General features: G+C 73.8%; 17 protein-coding genes. 8 read left to right on the top strand and 9 right to left on the bottom strand.

Features of this window, described 5'->3' with window-relative positions; genetic code table 11:
- Positions 1 to 62: 62 nt before the first annotated feature.
- Genes ADL08_RS20235 through ADL08_RS20225 form a run of 3 tightly spaced genes read right to left on the bottom strand, consistent with a single transcriptional unit; the run spans position 63 to position 2,549 of the window.
- The gene (locus ADL08_RS20235; protein ID WP_053644952.1) at positions 63 to 851 is read right to left on the bottom strand and encodes an ABC transporter permease; all 789 of its coding nucleotides are present in this window, start codon (positions 849 to 851) and stop codon (positions 63 to 65) included.
- The gene (locus tag ADL08_RS20230; RefSeq protein WP_053644951.1) at positions 848 to 1,849 is read right to left on the bottom strand and encodes an ATP-binding cassette domain-containing protein; all 1,002 of its coding nucleotides are present in this window, start codon (positions 1,847 to 1,849) and stop codon (positions 848 to 850) included. The genes ADL08_RS20235 and ADL08_RS20230 overlap by 4 nt, the downstream gene beginning before the upstream one ends.
- 37 nt (positions 1,850 to 1,886) lie before the next feature.
- A complete protein-coding gene (locus ADL08_RS20225; protein ID WP_053644949.1) occupies positions 1,887 to 2,549 on the bottom strand; it encodes a DUF4097 family beta strand repeat-containing protein in 663 nt (220 codons plus the stop codon).
- 223 nt (positions 2,550 to 2,772) lie between these two features.
- Between ADL08_RS20225 and ADL08_RS20220 the strand changes: the two genes are divergently transcribed.
- Positions 2,773 to 3,567, top strand: a complete 795-nt coding sequence (locus tag ADL08_RS20220; protein ID WP_053644947.1) for a helix-turn-helix domain-containing protein — start codon at positions 2,773 to 2,775, stop codon at positions 3,565 to 3,567.
- Positions 3,568 to 3,875: 308 nt separating this feature from the next.
- Here ADL08_RS20220 and ADL08_RS20215 read toward each other — a convergent pair whose 3' ends face one another.
- A complete protein-coding gene (locus tag ADL08_RS20215; RefSeq protein WP_053644945.1) occupies positions 3,876 to 4,226 on the bottom strand; it encodes a winged helix-turn-helix transcriptional regulator in 351 nt (116 codons plus the stop codon).
- 62 nt (positions 4,227 to 4,288) lie between these two features.
- Here ADL08_RS20215 and ADL08_RS20210 point away from each other — a divergent pair, with 62 nt between their 5' ends.
- On the top strand, positions 4,289 to 5,248 hold the full coding sequence (locus ADL08_RS20210; protein ID WP_078968436.1) for an NAD(P)-dependent oxidoreductase: 960 nt from the start codon (positions 4,289 to 4,291) through the stop codon (positions 5,246 to 5,248).
- Between the two features lie 72 nt (positions 5,249 to 5,320).
- Here the strand turns inward: ADL08_RS20210 and ADL08_RS20205 are convergent, their stop codons facing one another.
- Positions 5,321 to 6,076: an SIS domain-containing protein gene (locus ADL08_RS20205; protein ID WP_053644943.1), complete on the bottom strand. Its 756-nt coding sequence runs from the start codon at positions 6,074 to 6,076 to the stop codon at positions 5,321 to 5,323.
- A gap of 162 nt (positions 6,077 to 6,238) precedes the next feature.
- Here ADL08_RS20205 and ADL08_RS20200 point away from each other — a divergent pair, with 162 nt between their 5' ends.
- Both ADL08_RS20200 and ADL08_RS20195 read left to right on the top strand, forming a co-directional pair.
- Complete coding sequence (locus tag ADL08_RS20200) at positions 6,239 to 6,928, top strand: metal-dependent transcriptional regulator (protein ID WP_053644941.1); 690 nt, start codon at positions 6,239 to 6,241, stop codon at positions 6,926 to 6,928.
- Positions 6,929 to 7,713: 785 nt separating this feature from the next.
- Positions 7,714 to 8,733: an alpha/beta fold hydrolase gene (locus ADL08_RS20195; protein WP_053644939.1), complete on the top strand. Its 1,020-nt coding sequence runs from the start codon at positions 7,714 to 7,716 to the stop codon at positions 8,731 to 8,733.
- A 17-nt stretch (positions 8,734 to 8,750) separates the two neighbouring features.
- Here ADL08_RS20195 and ADL08_RS20190 read toward each other — a convergent pair whose 3' ends face one another.
- Complete coding sequence (locus ADL08_RS20190) at positions 8,751 to 9,191, bottom strand: MarR family winged helix-turn-helix transcriptional regulator (protein ID WP_053644937.1); 441 nt, start codon at positions 9,189 to 9,191, stop codon at positions 8,751 to 8,753.
- 67 nt (positions 9,192 to 9,258) lie between these two features.
- Between ADL08_RS20190 and ADL08_RS20185 the strand changes: the two genes are divergently transcribed.
- The 3 genes from ADL08_RS20185 to ADL08_RS20175 all read left to right on the top strand — a co-directional run bounded on the left by ADL08_RS20185 (position 9,259) and on the right by ADL08_RS20175 (position 11,486).
- Positions 9,259 to 9,633, top strand: a complete 375-nt coding sequence (locus ADL08_RS20185) for a cupin domain-containing protein (protein ID WP_053644935.1) — start codon at positions 9,259 to 9,261, stop codon at positions 9,631 to 9,633.
- Positions 9,634 to 10,055: 422 nt separating this feature from the next.
- Complete coding sequence (locus tag ADL08_RS20180) at positions 10,056 to 11,009, top strand: hypothetical protein (protein ID WP_053644933.1); 954 nt, start codon at positions 10,056 to 10,058, stop codon at positions 11,007 to 11,009.
- Positions 11,010 to 11,048: 39 nt separating this feature from the next.
- Entirely contained in the window at positions 11,049 to 11,486 is a 438-nt protein-coding gene (locus ADL08_RS20175) for a GNAT family N-acetyltransferase (RefSeq protein WP_053644931.1), read from the top strand.
- Here ADL08_RS20175 and ADL08_RS20170 read toward each other — a convergent pair.
- On the bottom strand, positions 11,483 to 12,310 hold the full coding sequence (locus ADL08_RS20170) for a TetR/AcrR family transcriptional regulator (protein ID WP_234352202.1): 828 nt from the start codon (positions 12,308 to 12,310) through the stop codon (positions 11,483 to 11,485). The two genes, ADL08_RS20175 and ADL08_RS20170, sit on opposite strands and share 4 nt — an antisense overlap.
- A gap of 176 nt (positions 12,311 to 12,486) precedes the next feature.
- Here ADL08_RS20170 and ADL08_RS20165 point away from each other — a divergent pair, with 176 nt between their 5' ends.
- Positions 12,487 to 13,551 (top strand): hypothetical protein, encoded by a 1,065-nt coding sequence (locus ADL08_RS20165; protein WP_053644929.1) that lies wholly within the window; start codon positions 12,487 to 12,489, stop codon positions 13,549 to 13,551.
- A 16-nt stretch (positions 13,552 to 13,567) separates the two neighbouring features.
- On the opposite strand, the gene ADL08_RS20160 is transcribed toward ADL08_RS20165, so the two are convergent.
- On the bottom strand, positions 13,568 to 15,181 hold the full coding sequence (locus ADL08_RS20160; RefSeq protein WP_053644927.1) for a hypothetical protein: 1,614 nt from the start codon (positions 15,179 to 15,181) through the stop codon (positions 13,568 to 13,570).
- On the bottom strand, positions 15,181 to 16,089 hold the full coding sequence (locus tag ADL08_RS20155; RefSeq protein ID WP_234352201.1) for an ABC transporter ATP-binding protein: 909 nt from the start codon (positions 16,087 to 16,089) through the stop codon (positions 15,181 to 15,183). Before ADL08_RS20155 ends, ADL08_RS20160 begins: the two co-directional genes overlap by 1 nt.
- Between the last annotated feature and the right edge of the window lie 48 nt (positions 16,090 to 16,137).

Genomic DNA, 16,137 nt, shown 5'->3' with positions numbered 1-16,137 from the left:
CCCGCTTTTCGTACGGGTCGCACTGGTCGTACGGGTCGTACGGGTCGTACTGGTCGTACCGGTCACGCCGGGTCGCGCCGGAAGGCGGCGGTCGACCAGCGGTAGCCGAGCGCGACGAGGGCCAGGGACCAGGCGACGGCGAGCCACCCGTTGTGGCCGATCTCGGTGCCGAGCAGCAGGCCGCGCAGGGTCTCGATGGCCGGCGTGAAGGGCTGGTACTCCGCGATGGGCCGGAACCAGCCGGGCATCGAGTCCAGCGGCACGAAGGCGCTGGAGATCAGGGGCAGCAGGATCAGGGGCGTGGCGCTGTTGCTGGCGCCCTCGGCGTTGGGGCTGGCCATGCCCATCCCGACCGCGATCCAGGTGAGCGCGAGGGCGAAGAGCGCGATCAGGCCGAGGGCGGCCAGCCATTCCAGGGCGGTGGCGTCGGTGGAGCGGAAACCGATGGCGAGGCCGACGGCGCCGACGAGGAGGACGCTGGCGAGCGACTGCATCACGCTGCCGACCACGTGCCCGACGAGGAGGGAACCGCGGTGGATGGCCATGGTGCGGAAGCGGGCGATGATCCCCTCGTTCTTGTCCATGGCCACGGAGACGGCGGCGCCGACGACGGTGGAGCCGATGGTCATGAGCAGGATGCCCGGGACGACGTAGGCGATGTAGGCGTCGCGGCCCCCGCCGCCGGCCAGGCCCGCGCTCATCGCGTCGCCGAAGACGTAGACGAACAGCAGCAGGAGCATCACCGGGGTGAGCAGCAGGTTCAGGGTGAGTGAGGGGTAGCGGCGGACGTGCAGGAGGTTGCGGCGCAGCATCGTGGACGAGTCGCGCACGGCGAGGGAGAGGGAGCTCATCGGACGGTCTCCTCGGTCTGGGAGGTCTGGGAGGTCTGGGAGGGCTGGGAGGGCTGTGCGGGGACGCCGGTGGTGCCGGTGGTGCCGGTGAGGGCGAAGAAGACGTCGTCGAGGTCCGGGGTGTGCACGGTCAGTTCGTCGGCCTCGACGCCGGCCGTGTCCAGCTGGTCCAGGACGGTGCGCAGGGCGCGCTGGCTGCCGTCGCTGGGGATCTGGAGGGTGAGCGCCTCGTCGTCGGTGGTGGCCCCGCGCAGGTTCGCGACGGCGGTGCGGTAGGCGGCGGGGTCGGAGAAGCGCAGCCGCACGTGTCCTCCGGGGACCAGTCGCTTGAGCTCCTCGGCGGTGCCCTCGGCGGCGATCCTCCCGTCGTGGAGCACGGCGATGCGGTCGGCGAGCTGGTCGGCCTCCTCCAGGTACTGGGTGGTGAGGAAGACGGTGACGCCGCCGGTGACCAGTTCGCGGATGATCTGCCACATGGTGTGCCGCGAGCGGGGGTCGAGGCCGGTGGTGGGCTCGTCGAGGAAGATGATCCGCGGGTCGCCGACCAGGGTCATGGCGATGTCCAGGCGGCGCTTCATGCCGCCGGAGTAGCCGGCGGCGGGCTTCTTCGCCGCCTCCACCAGGTCGAAGCGCTCCAGGAGTTCGGCGGTCACCCGGCGTCCCTCCCGCTTGGGCAGGTGGTGCAGGTCGGCCATCAGGAGCATGTTCTCCTCGCCCGTGATCAGGCCGTCGACGGCGGAGAACTGCCCGGTGACGCCGATGGCGGCCCGTACCGCCTGCGGGGCGGCGGCCAGGTCGTGGCCGCCGACCCGCAGGTCCCCGGCGTCGGCGGTGACGAGCGTGGAGAGGATCTTGACGGCGGTGGTCTTGCCCGCGCCGTTCGGGCCGAGCAGGGAGAAGACCGTTCCTTCGGGGACGGCGAGGTCGATGCCGTCGAGCACGACCTTGTCCCCGTAGGACTTGCGCAGCCCGGTCGCCGCGATGGCCAGGTCGGTCATGGGGTGCTCCTTGGGTGATGGGGTGTGGGCGGGCGGGTCAGAGGCTGCGGGCGGTGATGTCGCCCCGGGTGGTGGTCGCGTGGACGGCGAGCACGGCGGTGCCGTCGTTCCTCAGGTCGTTGCCGACGCGGCCGAGGGTGGTGCCGGCGTCGAGGGAGGCGGAGACCCCGGCGGCGGCGCCGACCGAGATGTCGCCGTCCTGGGTGCGGAGCACGACCTTGCCGCGCACGGCCTCGACGATCCGGATGTCGCCCCGCTGGGTGCTGATCTCGGCGGGGCCGTTCAGCCGGCCGACCTCGACGTCGCCGTCGGTCGCGGTGAGGCGGACGCCCGCGGCCTCGTCGATCTTGATCTGCCGGTACGCGCCGTCGAAGACGACGTCGCCGAGCCGGCCCACGGCGCGGAACTCGGTGGCGGCCGCCTTCGCCTCGACGTGGGAGCCGGTGGGCACCCGGACCGTCACCTCGACGGACCCGGAGGGGCCGAAGTTCCGGTTCTTCGCGGGGACTTCGATCCGCAGGACGCCGTCGGCGTACGCGACGCCGGTCTGCTCCGCGGCTTTCACGTCACGGCTCTTCGCGGCGTTCGCGGGGAGGACCTCGACCACGGTGTCGGTGCGGTCGGCGGCGATGATCTGGATCCGTCCGGCGGGGATGTCGAGGACGGTGGAGATCGGGGCGGGGGTGGCGAAGGTCTGCATGGTGTTCTCCTTGTTTCGCGTCGTTTCCGATGTAGGAAAAGCTACGTTGCGTTCGAAGGGTTGGCAACGATGTAGTTGCATAGAAATTGCGTAACCGCAGCTCAGAAGCGTTAAATCGTTGCACTAGAGATGGATTTAACGCAACGTCAGACACTGGTTCCATTGCAATGGAATGAGAGTGAACGCTATGCTGGGGACCTCAGGGAGAACGAAGGAGACCGCGATGCCCGGAGGCAGGCTCACTCAGCAGGACCGTCAGCAGATCGCGCTGGGGCTGGCCGACGGCCTCGCCTACGCGGAGATCGCCAGGGGCCTGGACCGCCCCACCTCGACGATCACGCGCGAGGTGATGCGCAACGGCGGCCCCGCCGGGTACCGCGCGGACCTGGCCCACCGCGCCACGGAGCAGCGCGCCCACCGGCGCAGGCCGCCCGTCAGCCCCCGGGGCGCGGAGCCGGCCCCCCAGCCGCACGGGCGCGACCCCGAGGCCGTGCGCGCCTACGAGGAGCTGTTCACCACCGTCATGATGCAGTCGGGGCTGTCCAAGATGATGGCCCGGGTGATGGTGGCCCTCCTCCTGACCGACGCCGGCAGCCTGACGGCGGCCGAGCTCGCCCGGCACCTCCAGGTCAGCCCGGCGACCGTGTCCAAGTCGATCGCGTTCCTGGAGGGGCAGACCCTCGTCCGCAGGGAGCGCGACGAGCGCCGCCGCGAGCGCTACGTCGTCGACTCCGACGTCTGGTACCAGTCGATGGTCGCCAGCGTCCGGTCCCTCAACGACCAGGTCGGGATCGCCCGGCAGGGCGTCGGCGTCCTCGGCCCCGGCACCCCGGCCGCCGTCCGCCTGGAGAACGTCGCCCGCTTCCTCGACTTCGTCGCCGAGAGCCTCGCCCGCGCCGCCGAACAGGCCCGCGAGGTCCTCTCCACGAAGGCGGAGGAGACGCCGGACGACGCGGACGACACGTACGACGCGGACGACACGTACGACCCGGACGACACGGCTCCGTACGACTCCTGAGGAAGCCGCCGTGTACGGCGTCGTGCCGGACGGTCGGACACCTGGTGCCGCCCACGGGCTCCCGGATCGGGCGGCCGTACGGCGGGGGGTCGTACGGCGGGGGGTCGTACGGCGGGGGGCCGTACGGCGGGGATCGCTTCCGGGAGCACCGCCGGGGCCCGGCTCTCCCCGACGCGCACGGTCCGCGGACCGTCGTCCCCGTGGCCGTCCGCCCGCCCCCACACCCACTTTTTTGTGGGTGCTTGTCGCCGTCCGGGGCCCGGGAGAACCTGGTGGTGGGCCCGGACGGAGAGGGGAGCACCAGGGCCTCAGGAAGCGGTCCGCGCTTCCGCGAGCCGGTCGAGACGCCGGTGGCCCCAGTCCGACAAGGGGCCGAGCAGCTCGGACAGTTCACGTCCGGGCTCCGTCAGCGAGTAGACGGTCTTCGGCGGCAGGACGTCGTGCGCCTCGCGGTGCACGAGACCGTCCTCCACCATCTCCCGCAGCGCCTGGGTCAGCACCTTCTCGCTGATCCCGGGGAGTGTGCGGCGCAGTTCGCCGGGCCGGTGCGGGCCGGACTCCAGCACCCACAGCAGCCACGTCTTCCACTTGCCGTCGATCACGGAGATCGCGGCGGTGACGCCGCAGATGTTCGTGTCCTGGGTCCGGCGGCGTGTCATGCGCGCCCCCCTCCTCGCTCGGTCACCCACGTGTCCACCTCAGTACACAAGGAAGTACACCCATGCCTTCTTCCCCCGAACAGCACCCCGCCCAGAGCCCCGAACAGCACCCCGCCCGGCGCTCCGCCCGGCGCGCCGAACAGCCTTCCGTCCGGCCCTCCGTGACGGTTCTCGGGCTCGGGCCCATGGGCCGGGCGCTGGCCGGCGCGTTCCTGGACGCCGGAGTGCGGACCACCGTCTGGAACAGGACCCCGGGCCGGGAGGGGGACCTGGCCGGGCGGGGCGCGGTCCTCGCCGCGAGCGCCGAGGAGGCGGTCGCGGCGAGCGGGCTCACGGTGGTCTGCCTGGTCAACTACGACGCCACCGACGCCGTACTGCGGCGGCCGGAGGTCACGGACGCGCTCAAGGGGCGGACGGTGGCGAACCTGAGCGCCGACGTCCCGGAGCGGGCGCGCGACACCGACCGCTGGGCGGCGGAGCACGGCATCGGCTACCTGGACGGCGCCATCATGACCCCGACCCCGACCATCGGGACGCCCGAGGGGGTGTTCCTGCACAGCGGTCCCGAGGAGCTCTACCGCGAGCACCGGCCGGTGCTCGACGCGCTGGGCGGCGCCCACACGCACCTGGGCGGGGACATCGGCCGGGCCGCCGCGTACGACGTCGCGCTGCTCGACATCTTCTGGACGTCGATGGCGGGGTACGTGCACGCCCTCGCGCTCGCCCGCGCGGAGGGGGTCACGGCCCGGGAGCTGGCGCCGTTCGCGCGGGGCATCGGGGCGATCCTGCCGCCGCTGTTCCAGGAGTGGGCCGAGGACGTGGACGCCCGTACGTACTCGGGCGAGGGCAACCCGCTCACCTCGGGCCTGTCGACCATGGAGCACGTGGTGCACGCCGCCGAGGGCCACGGGCTCGACGCGAGCGTCATGCGCGCGGCGGCGGCCCTGACCCGCCGTGCCGTGGACCTGGGCCACGGCACGGACGGCTTCACCCGCGTGACGGAGCTGCTGGACCTGCGCTGACGGGGTCGGGTCCGGCCCCGGCCCCCCGGCACCGGCCCGGCCGCCCCGCCCCCCCCGGCCCCGCCCCAGCCTTCAGCGCCGGTAGAAGATCCGGTCGCCGTACTCCGTCATCACGCGCCCGTTCCACTCGTGCCCGCCGTCCACGTTCCCCGAGCGCAGCAGCGGCGGCTCGATGCCGCGCCGGACGAGCGCCTCGGCGGCGGCGGCCAGGGTGGCCTGCATGAGGGCGCTGGTGACGACGGTGGAGGCGGGCGCGAAGGGCGCCTCGATGCCCTCGTGCGTCAGCTCCGCGTCCCCGACGGCGATCCGGGAGTCGAGGACGACGTCGCAGTGGTCCTTGAGGTACGTCCCCGAGACGTGCCGGGACTTCGTCTCCGTCGCGTACGCCACCGAGGTGACGCCGATGACGGTGAGGCCCAGCGCGCGGGCGTTCATGGCCATCTCGACGGGCAGGGCGTTGCGCCCGGAGAGGGAGATGATGATCAGGACGTCCCCGGCCTTGACGGGGGAGGAGTCGAGGACCGCGCCCGCGAGGCCGTCGACCCGCTCCAGGGCGGAGCCGAGCGTGGCCGGCATGACGTCGACGCCGACGACGCCGGGGACGGCGAGGAGGTTCATGAGGGCCAGGCCGCCGGCCCGGTAGACGACGTCCTGCGCGGCGAGGGAGGAGTGGCCCGCGCCGAACGCGAAGAGCCGGTTGCCGTTCGCGACGGCCTCGGCGATGGCCTCCCCGGCGGCGGCGATCTCGGCGGAGTCCCCGTCGCGCACCTCCTGGAGCAGGCCGATCGCGGCGTCGAAGAACTGTCCGGCCAGCTTGCTCTCGCCCATCGCGGCGGCTCCTTCTCGTCGTGGTCGCCGATCACGGTGCGGTCTGGACCATTGCTCTGTCAATACCGTCTCCGGGGCCGCGTCACCCCGGCGAGGCCCGGTTGTCCGTCCGATGCGTCAGAATTGGGGCAGGGCCAGCGCACGACTCATCGAGGGGCACGTATGTCCGGACTGATCGACACAACGGAGATGTATCTCCGCACCATCCTCGAGCTTGAGGAGGAAGGTGTGGTCCCCATGCGTGCCCGGATCGCCGAGCGGCTCGACCAGAGCGGCCCCACGGTGAGCCAGACGGTGGCCCGGATGGAGCGCGACGGCCTGGTGGCCGTGGCGAGCGACCGCCATCTGGAGCTCACGGACGAGGGCCGCCGCCTCGCCACCCGCGTGATGCGCAAGCACCGTCTCGCGGAGTGTCTGCTCGTCGACGTGATCGGCCTGGAGTGGGAGCAGGTGCACGCCGAGGCCTGCCGCTGGGAGCACGTCATGAGCGAGGCCGTGGAGCGGCGGGTCCTGGAGCTGCTGCGGCACCCGACGGAGTCGCCGTACGGGAACCCGATCCCGGGTCTGGAGGAGCTGGGCGAGAAGGCGGAGGCCGAGGCCTTCCTGGACGACTCGATGGTCTCCCTGGCGGACCTGGACGCGAGCGGGGGCAAGACGGTGGTCGTGCGCCGGATCGGCGAACCGATCCAGACGGACGCCCAGTTGATGTACACCCTGCGGCGGGCGGGCGTGCAGCCCGGCTCCGTGGTGTCCGTCTCGGAGTCCCCGGGCGGCGTCCTGGTGGGCAGCAGCGGCGAGGCCGCCGAGCTGGACGCGGAGGTCGCGGCGCACGTGTTCGTCGCGAAGCGCTGACGCCACCGCCGAACAGGGCCGCCCCGCCCCGAAAGGATCGGGGCGGCCCTTTCGCGTGTGTGGCCGGGGCACGACTCCGGGTGCGGCCTGCCGCGTGTACGCGGGGGTACGACTCCGAGGGTGGCCCTTTCGCGTGCGCGCGGGCGCCACGGCTCCGGGCGCGACCCGCCCGCGTGTGCGGGGGCCGCACGGCTCCGGGGCCGCCCCTCCCGCGCACACGGCCTGGTACAGCTCCGGGGCCGCCCCTCCCGCGCACACGCGGCCTGGTACGGCTCCGAGACGCCGCTTCCGGGCACGCGCAGCCGTACGGCTCCGTGGGGCGGGGCCCCCTCCCCGCGCGGGTGCCGCCCTTCGTGCGTACGGGCGTACGGGCGTACGGGCGTACGGAAAGGCCCGGGCCACCGGCTCGCGTCGGCGCCCCGGTTTACGGCGGAATGGCCACGCCCGCCCCTTCGGCGTGCCACGCTGGTACGAGTTGGGCGCGGAGGGGGTGGGGCCATGAGGGCGACGGACGACGTCACCGGAGACAGAAGGCCCCGGCGCCCTGGGGCGCCGGGGCCTGTCCTCCCCGGTTCTGACCTGGAGCCCCGAGCTCTCAAGGTCATTCCCTTCGGACCGTTTTTCCCCGAGCGGTCCGCCTCCCGCTCAAGATCTCCCCTCGGCGGCGGGCGTCAATCCTTGAGGGCTGTCACTCGAACGAGGGGTGTTGAGTGGCAGGAGAGCATTTTCGAATGCGAGTTCGATACTCTGGCGAGGTTCGACGGAAAAGAGGGGGTGCCGGAGACATGGCGCGACGACTCGACGTCACCGGGGCCGACGGCGTCCGGCTGACGGCCTGGGACTACACGCCCGGCCCCACGGGCGACGGCACCGCGGACCGGGACGCCCCCGGCCGGAGCGTCACCGCTCAAGCGCCCGGAGGCGGCGGCAGCACCGCCCTCCCCGGCATCGTCCCGCAGCCCGGCCCCGCCCGGGGCCCCGTCCCGCGCCCGGCCGGCCGCCCCGGGCCGGAAGACGCCCGCCGGGCCCCCGCCCCCGCCCCGGGCGTGTTACTCCTCCACGGGCTGATGGGCCACGCCGGTCACTGGGCCCGCGCCGCGGGCCGGCTCACCGGCGGGCACCGGCTCGTCGCCCTCGACCAGCGCGGCCACGGCGGCAGCGGGAAGCCCGCCGCCGGACCGTTCACGCGCGAGGCGTACGTGGCGGACGCGGCCGCCGTCGTCGAGCAGCTCGGCCTCGGCCCCGTGACCCTGATCGGCCACTCCATGGGCGCCCTGACGGCCTGGCAGCTCGCCGCCGAGCGCCCGGACCTCGTCCGCGCCCTCGTCATCTGCGACATGCGCGCCTCCGCCCTCGGCGCGGCCTCGCAGCGCGCCTGGCAGGACTGGTTCCGGGGCTGGCCGGCGCCCTTCCCGTCCCTGGAGGCGGTCCACCGCTGGTTCGGCGACGAGGACCCCTGGGTGGAGACCCCGAACCCGGCCCGGGGCGCCTTCTTCGCCGAGGTGATGACCGAGCGCGCGGACGGCTGGCGCCCGGTGTTCGACCCGGAGCAGATGCTGACCTCCCGCGAGACCTGGGTCCACGACGCCCACTGGGACTCGCTCGCCCAGGTCCGCTGCCCGACCCTCGTCGTCCGGGGCCTGGACGGCGAACTGGGCCGCGCCGAGGCCCAGGAGATGGTCCGGGTCCTCCCCCACGGGGAGTACGCGGAGATCCCCGACGCCGGCCACCTCCTCCACTACGAGCACCCGGACGCCTGGCGCGAGGCCGTGGAGCCCTTCCTGAACGGCGTCCTCACCCCGTAGACCCGGCAGGGCCCGGCTCACCAGGTGGGGCGGACCGGTCCCGGCGGGGTGAACCGGGCCAGGTCGGCGACGAGTGCGCCGAAGCGCTCCTCGCCCAGTGCCTCCCGCCAGGGCGCGACGGCCTCCCGGGCCGCCCGGTCGGCGGCCCGCGTGGCGGCGAGCCCGGTCCCGGTCAGCGCCAGGAGCTTGGCGCGGGCGTCCCGGGGGTGCGGACGCCGCTCCACGTACCCCTTGCGGACCAGCTCCTCGACGAGCTGGGCGGCGGCCTGCTTGGTCACCCCCAGGTGGACGGCCAGGTCGGCCGTGGTGGCGTCGCCCCGGGAGATCCGGGCGAAGGCGAAGCCGTGCGCGGGCCGCAGGTCCTCGAACCCCTCCCGGGCCACGCGGGCGTGGATCTCCTGCACCAGGTGGCCGGAGAGTGCCAGCACGAGCGAGGAGAAGGTCAGGGCGTCGTCCATGCTCTTGACTATAACTCGACAAGTTGCTTGTCTTTATGGACAAGCAACTTGTCCACTGGAGTCCATCATGCCCTTCATCCACGCCGAAGACGCCGTCGCGCACGAGATCCACGGCGTCCGCTTCGTCTCCTACGTCCGTACGGACACGGGCGCCCGCGACCTGGCCGCCTGGCGCGGCGAGGTCCCCGCCGGCACGGCCGGTCCGGCCCATGTGATCAGCCACGAGGAGGCGTTCTACGTCCTGTCCGGCCGCCTGCGCCTCACCATCGACGGCGAGAGCGCCGAACTCGCCGCCGGTGACGCGGCGGTGGCCCCGGCCGGCTCCGAACTGGCCGTCGCCAACACGACCGACCGCCCCGCCCACATGTGGGTCACCGCCCGCACGGGCCTCACCGCCGAACTCCCCGACGGCACCACCCTCGCCCCGCCCTGGGCCCGCTAGGCCCGGAGCCCCGCCCGACGAGCGCTGATCCGGCGGGGCCCCCGCCGGGTCGGCGCGCCGTCACGCGCCCGAGACGAACGCGGCCCAGGCCGCCGGGGAGACCTCGAAGGAGGGGATGCCGGCTTGCCGCCGAGGGGTTTGGTCGGGGCGGCCTTCTCCGGGGCGAAGGTGATCAGTGGTGCGGGCTCGCGGAAGAACGCCTGCTGCCGCCCCGCACCGCCGCCGCGTACGCGTGGCCGCTGGACCGGAGGTCACGGCCGACGCTCGAAGATCCGTTCGTAGAAGCGGAGTTGTTGCGTCGGTCCGTCAAGCCTGCTGTACGGTAAGCGCATAGTCACGCTCTGTGAAAAGAGCGGCCCCCGAGGGTGCAGGAACACTCCTCGGGGGCCTTCACTTCTGGCCGCTAAAGGAAAACACCAGAAATGTTTCGCCATGTTATCGCTCCTGTTCGTTCCTACACCAAGGCTGCGAACGAACTCGTACGCCATCGGGGCCTGAACAGCGACGCCAAGATCCTCCTGCTCTACGTACAGGGCCTGCCCGGCGCCGCGCGCGACAAGCCCCTCGGCGAACACGCCTCCGACCTGGGGCTGTTGCCCCGGGCGTACCAGCGGGCGAAGAAGGGGCTGACGGCGGGCGGGTTCCTCCACGAGTGGAGGGCGCAGGACCGCCGGGGCCGCTGGAGCACCTCCCAGCTCCTCTCCAACGTCACCCTCACGCGTGAGGAGGCGGCGGCGGTCCGGAACGGCGCACCGGCGCGCGAGGAGGGCGGAGCCGCCGAACCGAGTGGTGCGAAACCGGCGGTCGGTTCACCGAGGACCCGGACGGCCGGTCACCTTCCTCCGGAGGAAGAAGACCGTGGGAAGACTCCTTCCCACCCACCCACCGAAGAGGCGGCTGCCGACGCGACCGCTCCCGGGTCGACCGCTCCCGAAGTCGAGACGGCCGAGCGCCTGCTGCTCTCCCTCCGGCACCAGAGCCGGGACCTGCTGCTCGGGGTCCGGGAGGCCCGGGGCCTCGCCGAGGCGGCGGCGGAGTGGCTGCGGCGCGGGGTCTCGGTCGCGGAGCTGCGGCACGCGCTGACCTCCCATCTGCCCGGGGACGGCGTGCGGTCGGCGGTCGGGTTCCTCCGGCACCGGCTGACGGAGAAGCTCCCGCAGCGGCCGCCGGAGGCCGGGGCCTCCCCGGCCGGGGGCGGGATCGTGATCTGCGAGGGGCCGGGCCGGGAGCACACCTTCCGGCAGGTGGGCGACGAGACCCGCTGCCGCTCCTGCCGCCGGGAACGGGCCGGTGCGCGGGCGGAGTCGGAGCCGGGCGGCGGGGCGGTGGTCTGGCGGGACCACTTCGACAAGGTCGCCCAGGGGCTCGTCACCTGAGCCGCGCCGCGCCCGGCGGCCGTGCCAGACTCGGGCGGTATGACGGACGACCACCGCGAACCGGCCCTGAGCGTGGGGGCCGAGGACACCGAGCTCGGCACGTACCTGGGCGAGCGGCTCGACGCGTACAACCTGGAAGCCACCGGAACCACCGCCGAGGACCGGGGCGGGATCTCCGTGAAGGTCGTGGACGCGGAGGGCGCGCTCGTGGGCGGGCTCACCGCCTCGACCTGGGGCGGACTGCTCTCGGTCGACCTGCTGTGGGTGCGGGAGGACAGCCGGAAGGACGGCTGGGGGAGCAGGCTCCTGCGCGCCGCCGAGGCCGAGGCCCGCAGGCGCGGCTGCGACCGCGCCTGCGTCTCCTCGTACACCTTCCAGGCCCCGGCCTTCTACGAGCGGCACGGCTACGTGGAGAAGGGCCGCGTGCCCGGGGTCCCGGGCGGCGCGGAGGACGTCTACCTGTACAAGCCTCTCTAGGGGCTGTCCGGAGGGCGACGGGCCACGGCGCGGAGGAAGTTGTCCGCGAAGAGTTCCACGGCCTCCTCCGGTGAGGGCAGGGCCGTCGCGGACAGGTGGGCGGCCGCCGGGCGCATGAGGAAGTGGGAGGCCAGGGGGCCGAGCAGCTGCTGCACGAGGAGCAGCGGGGGCAGGTCGCGGATGCGGCCGGCGGCGATCTCACCCGTGAGCCACGTCCCCACGCCTTCGACCATGCGCGCGAAGGCGTGCCGGAAGACGGCCTGGACGGCCGGGTCCTCGGGGCGCGCGAGGGCGTCGGCGAACATGGCGGGCACGACGCGCGGCTCGCGGACGAGGGCCTCGGTCAGCAGGCGGTAGATCGTGCGGACCGTCTCCGCCAGGTCCCCGCGCGGCGCGGCGAGGAGGGCCTCGACGTCCAGGATCGGGCTGTAGCGCTCGTACACGGCGTGCAGCAGGCCGTCCCGGCCGCCGAAGGCCGCGTACAGGCTGTGCACGGAGCATCCGGCGCCGTCGGCCACCCGCTCCAGCGTGGCCGCGACGAGCCCGTGCTCGCTGATGAGGTCGGCGGCGGCGGCCACGGCCCGCTCGCGGACCGGTTTCTGCCCGCCGGGGTCCACTCCGGCGGCGCGCACCGCCTCGTCCAGGGCGCTGCGGGATCCCCCGAGGCGGCGCATCAGGGTGCTCCGGGAGATCCCGGCCTCCTCGGCGACCGCGATCAGGGGGACGTCGGCGACGGGGACGTCCCGGGCGCGCGCGACGCGCAGCGCGGCTCGCACCAGGTCGTCGGGGACGGCGTGCGGGGGCGGATCACTGAGGTTTGACACATGGATAAGCCTACCCTGTAATCGTGTGTCATGCTGGATGTTCCGTCCGGCTGTCCCGCCGCCCGGCACGGAGCGGTGCTCTTCCGCGCCCGCTCCCGTTTCCCCCGCCCAGTCGAACCGCCCAGTCCGCTCCCGCCGCGAAAGGCGGCCGCCGGACGGACCGGAAAGAGGCCCCCATGTCCCAGCAGCACCGCACACCCCCGGCGGAAGCCGTGGAGACCGACACCTCCGGGCCGGGCCCGGGCACGCCCCGCAAGCTCGCGGCCGTCCTGCTCGGCCTGACCGCCGTGGTCGTCCTGATGCTCTGCGCCTTCGCCCTGCCCGGCGTCAACGGCGGCCCCCACGAGGTCCCCATAGGAGTGACCGGCCCGCAGGCCGCCGCCCAGGGCTTCGCGGAGAAGCTCGACGGGCCCGAGTGGGACGTCACCGTCTACGAGGACACCGCCGCCCTCACCACCGCGATCCAGGAGCGCGACGTGGCGGGCGGCCTGGCCCTCGGCACCAGCGGGATCGACGTCTACACGGCCACCGCCGGAGCGCCCACGGCCACCGGCGCCCTGACCGCCCTGGGCAACGCGGCGGCGGCCCAACAGCACGTGAAGGCCACCGTCCACGACCTCGTGCCGTTCCCCGAGGACGACGCCCGGGGCGCCGGACTCGCCGCCGCCGGACTGCCGCTGGTCTTCGGCGGGATCTTCCCCGCCGTCGTCCTCACCCGGCTCTTCCCCGGCCACTCCGGCCTGCGCACCCGCTTCGCCGGCGTCGTCCTCTTCTCGCTCCTCGCCGGACTCGCCGTCGCCGGGTGCCTCCAGTACGGAACGGGGTCGCTGGCCGGGAACCACTGGCTCACCGGCCTCGGTCTCGGCCTCGGCATGGCCGCCCTGTCCATGACCTTCATCGGCCTGGAGGCGCTCGCGGGCTTCGCCGGACTCGGCGCCGGGGCCGCCGTCATGATGCTCCTGGGCAACCCCCTGTCCGGCCTCGGCAGCGGCCCGTACTGGCTCCCCTCCGGCTGGTCCGCCCTCGGCCAGGTCCTGCCGCCCGGCGCCTCCGGCAGCCTGCTGCGCTCCCTCGCCTTCTTCGACGGCACCGGCGCGGCGCTCCCGGCCCTGACCCTCGCCGCCTGGGTCGCCCTCGGCCTCGTCCTGCTCCTGATCGCAGACCGCCGGGGCGCGAAGGCCGGGCGCGACGGAGAGGCCCGGCGCGACACGGCGCCGGAGCCGCACGCCGTCCCGGCCTGACCCCTCCCGCGGGGCGTCACCCCTTGCTGACCGCCGCCAGGATCTCCGGCAGCCGGCCCGCCGTGCGCGGGGCCGCCGTCCTGAGGCCCGCCCACACGAGGAGCGCGCCGTAGAGGGCGCCCGCCGGCAGGAGGGTCCAGAGGAGGGACTGGCGGTCGGCGAGGTGGAAGTAGACCGCCGCGCCGATCAGCGGGGCGCACAGCAGCGCCGCCGCCAGCATGCCGCCGAAGATCGAGATCCAGGCCAGGCCCGCCTGCCCCGGCACCACGTTCTTGTAGCCGCTGTCCTGCGGGATCGAGTACGGGTAGGCGGCCGAGGCCACCGCGCCCGTCGCCAGCATCGCGCCGAGCAGGCCGAACGCCAGGCCGAGCCCCTCCGCGAGGCGCCCCCAGTCGCCCAGGACGGCGACCGTCAGGACCGTCACGAGGACCGTGAACGGCAGCGTGACGGCGAGCAGCGCGAGCATCCGCGCCCGGAGCTCCGCGTACGCGTCGGCCGGTGTCGAGAGGGTCTGCGCGACCATCCAGAACGCCGACGTGTCCTGCCCGAACTGGTTGTACATCAGCATGCCGAGCATGCCCGAGGCGAAGCACGCCCAGTAGATCGAGCCCGCGCCCTGGAGCGCGTTGAACACCGGCACGATCAGGCCGAGGGCGAGCGAGGTCACCCACGCGGCCTTCGTCTTCGGGTCCCGCCACGCGTACCGCAGGCTGCGCTCCATGACCGCGCCCGTCCGCCCGCCCGGCAGGACCCGGCCGAGGAGGCCCGTGCCGCCGTCCTTCCCCCGGGCGCCCGCGTCCGGGGACGCGCCGATCGTGGAGCCGTCCGGCTCGACCATCAGCCGCACCAGGCTCCGCCGCCACCAGTGCAGGAGCCCGGCGAGCGCCGCCGCCGTGAGCAGCAGCCGCACCGCCGCCACCGCGTGGTCGCCCCTGCTCGCCGCGTCCACCGCGCCGATCGCGGCGGCGGGCGGCAGCCAGCCGACGACGGACGCCGCCGGTTCGATCGCGCTCAGCCCGCCGGGCTCGCTGAGCCGCTGCGCCGCGAAGTTCACGACCTGGATGCCGACCGCGACGACCAGACCGCTCAGCAGCGCCAGGTCCCGCCCCTTGCGGGAGGTGAGGAGACGGATGTTGGCGGCGGCCACGGCCCGCGAGAGCGCCACGCACGTGACCGTCACCAGCGGCACGGCGAGCACGGCGACGGCCGTCCCGGCGACGCCGTGCGCCACGGACAGCGCCGCGCCGAACGCCAGGAACAGCGTCAGTACGGGGCCGATGCCCACGAGCGAGGCCACGAGCAGCGCCCGGACCAGCGGGCGGGGGAGCAGCGGCAGCATCACGAGCCGCGACGGGTCGAGGGTCTCGTCGCCGCCCGGCATGAACAGCGGCATCACCGCCCACGAGAGCGCGACCATCCCGGTGAGCAGGACCGCGACCGTGCCGGCGTTGCCGTTGCCCCGCAGGAGGACGAAGGACAGCACCATGCCGGCCGCGAAGAGGGCGCCGCAGACGGCGGAGACGACGTACGCGGCGGTCCGCCCGCCCGACTGCCGCAGCCCGTTGCGCAGCAGCGACAGCTTGAGCCGTACGAACACGGAGGTGAGGGAGGGGGCGGCGGCGGTGCTCATCACCGGGCCTCGCCCGTGGAGCCCGTACCCGCGTCCGTACCCGTACCGCTTCCGACCCCGTTCCCGGCGGCAGCCGTACCGCCCAGCCAGTCCAGCGAGTGCCCCGCCGCCCCGCGCTCGTTCGCGCCCACCAGCTCCAGGAACGCCGCCTGGAGCGAGGGCGCGTCGCCGCGGACCTCGGCCAGCGGGCCCTGGGCGCGGATCCGGCCCGCCGCCATGACGGCGACCCAGTCGCAGAGCGACTCGACCAGTTCCATGACGTGGCTGGAGAAGACGACGGTCGCGCCGGACGCGGTGTACCGCTCCAGGACGCCCCGGATGGTCTGCGCGGAGACCGGGTCGACGCCCTCGAACGGCTCGTCGAGGAAGAGGACCTCGGGATTGTGCAGGAGCGCCGCCGCCAGGCCGATCTTCTTCCGCATGCCGGTCGAGTAGTCCACGACCAGCTTGTGCTGCGCGCCCGTCAGGCCGAGCACGTCGAGGAGCTGCGCGGCGCGCTTGTCGACCTCGGCGCCCGGCAGGCCCCGCAACCGCCCGCTGTACGCGAGGAGTTCGCGGCCCGAGAGGCGCTCGAAGAGCCGCAGGCCCTCGGGCAGGATGCCGATCCGGGCCTTGACCCGGGCGACCGACTCGGGGCCGGCCCACACGTCGTCCCCGGCGACCAGGATCCGCCCCTGGTCGGGCCGCAACAGCCCGGTGATCATGGAGAGCGTGGTGGTCTTGCCCGCTCCGTTGGGCCCGACCAGTCCGATGAACCGGCCCGCGGGCAGGACCAGATCGACCCCCTGCACCGCGATCTGCTGTCCGAAGCGCTTCCACAGCCCCTCGACCCGCACGGCGGGCACGGCACCGTCCCCCGGCACCGTGCCCGTCTTCTCGAACGCTCCCTCTGATGCCTGGTCAGGCATGCTCCGTCAGCCCCTCGGTCGTCCCCGTCGTTACGGGCCCCACCCTAA

The sequence above is a fragment of the Streptomyces sp. NRRL F-6492 genome (assembly GCF_001280125.1).
In the GTDB taxonomy this organism is placed as follows: domain Bacteria; phylum Actinomycetota; class Actinomycetes; order Streptomycetales; family Streptomycetaceae; genus Streptomyces.
The sequence above is the reverse complement of the archived record's forward strand: the minus strand, read 5'-3'. Positions and strand labels throughout refer to the sequence as shown.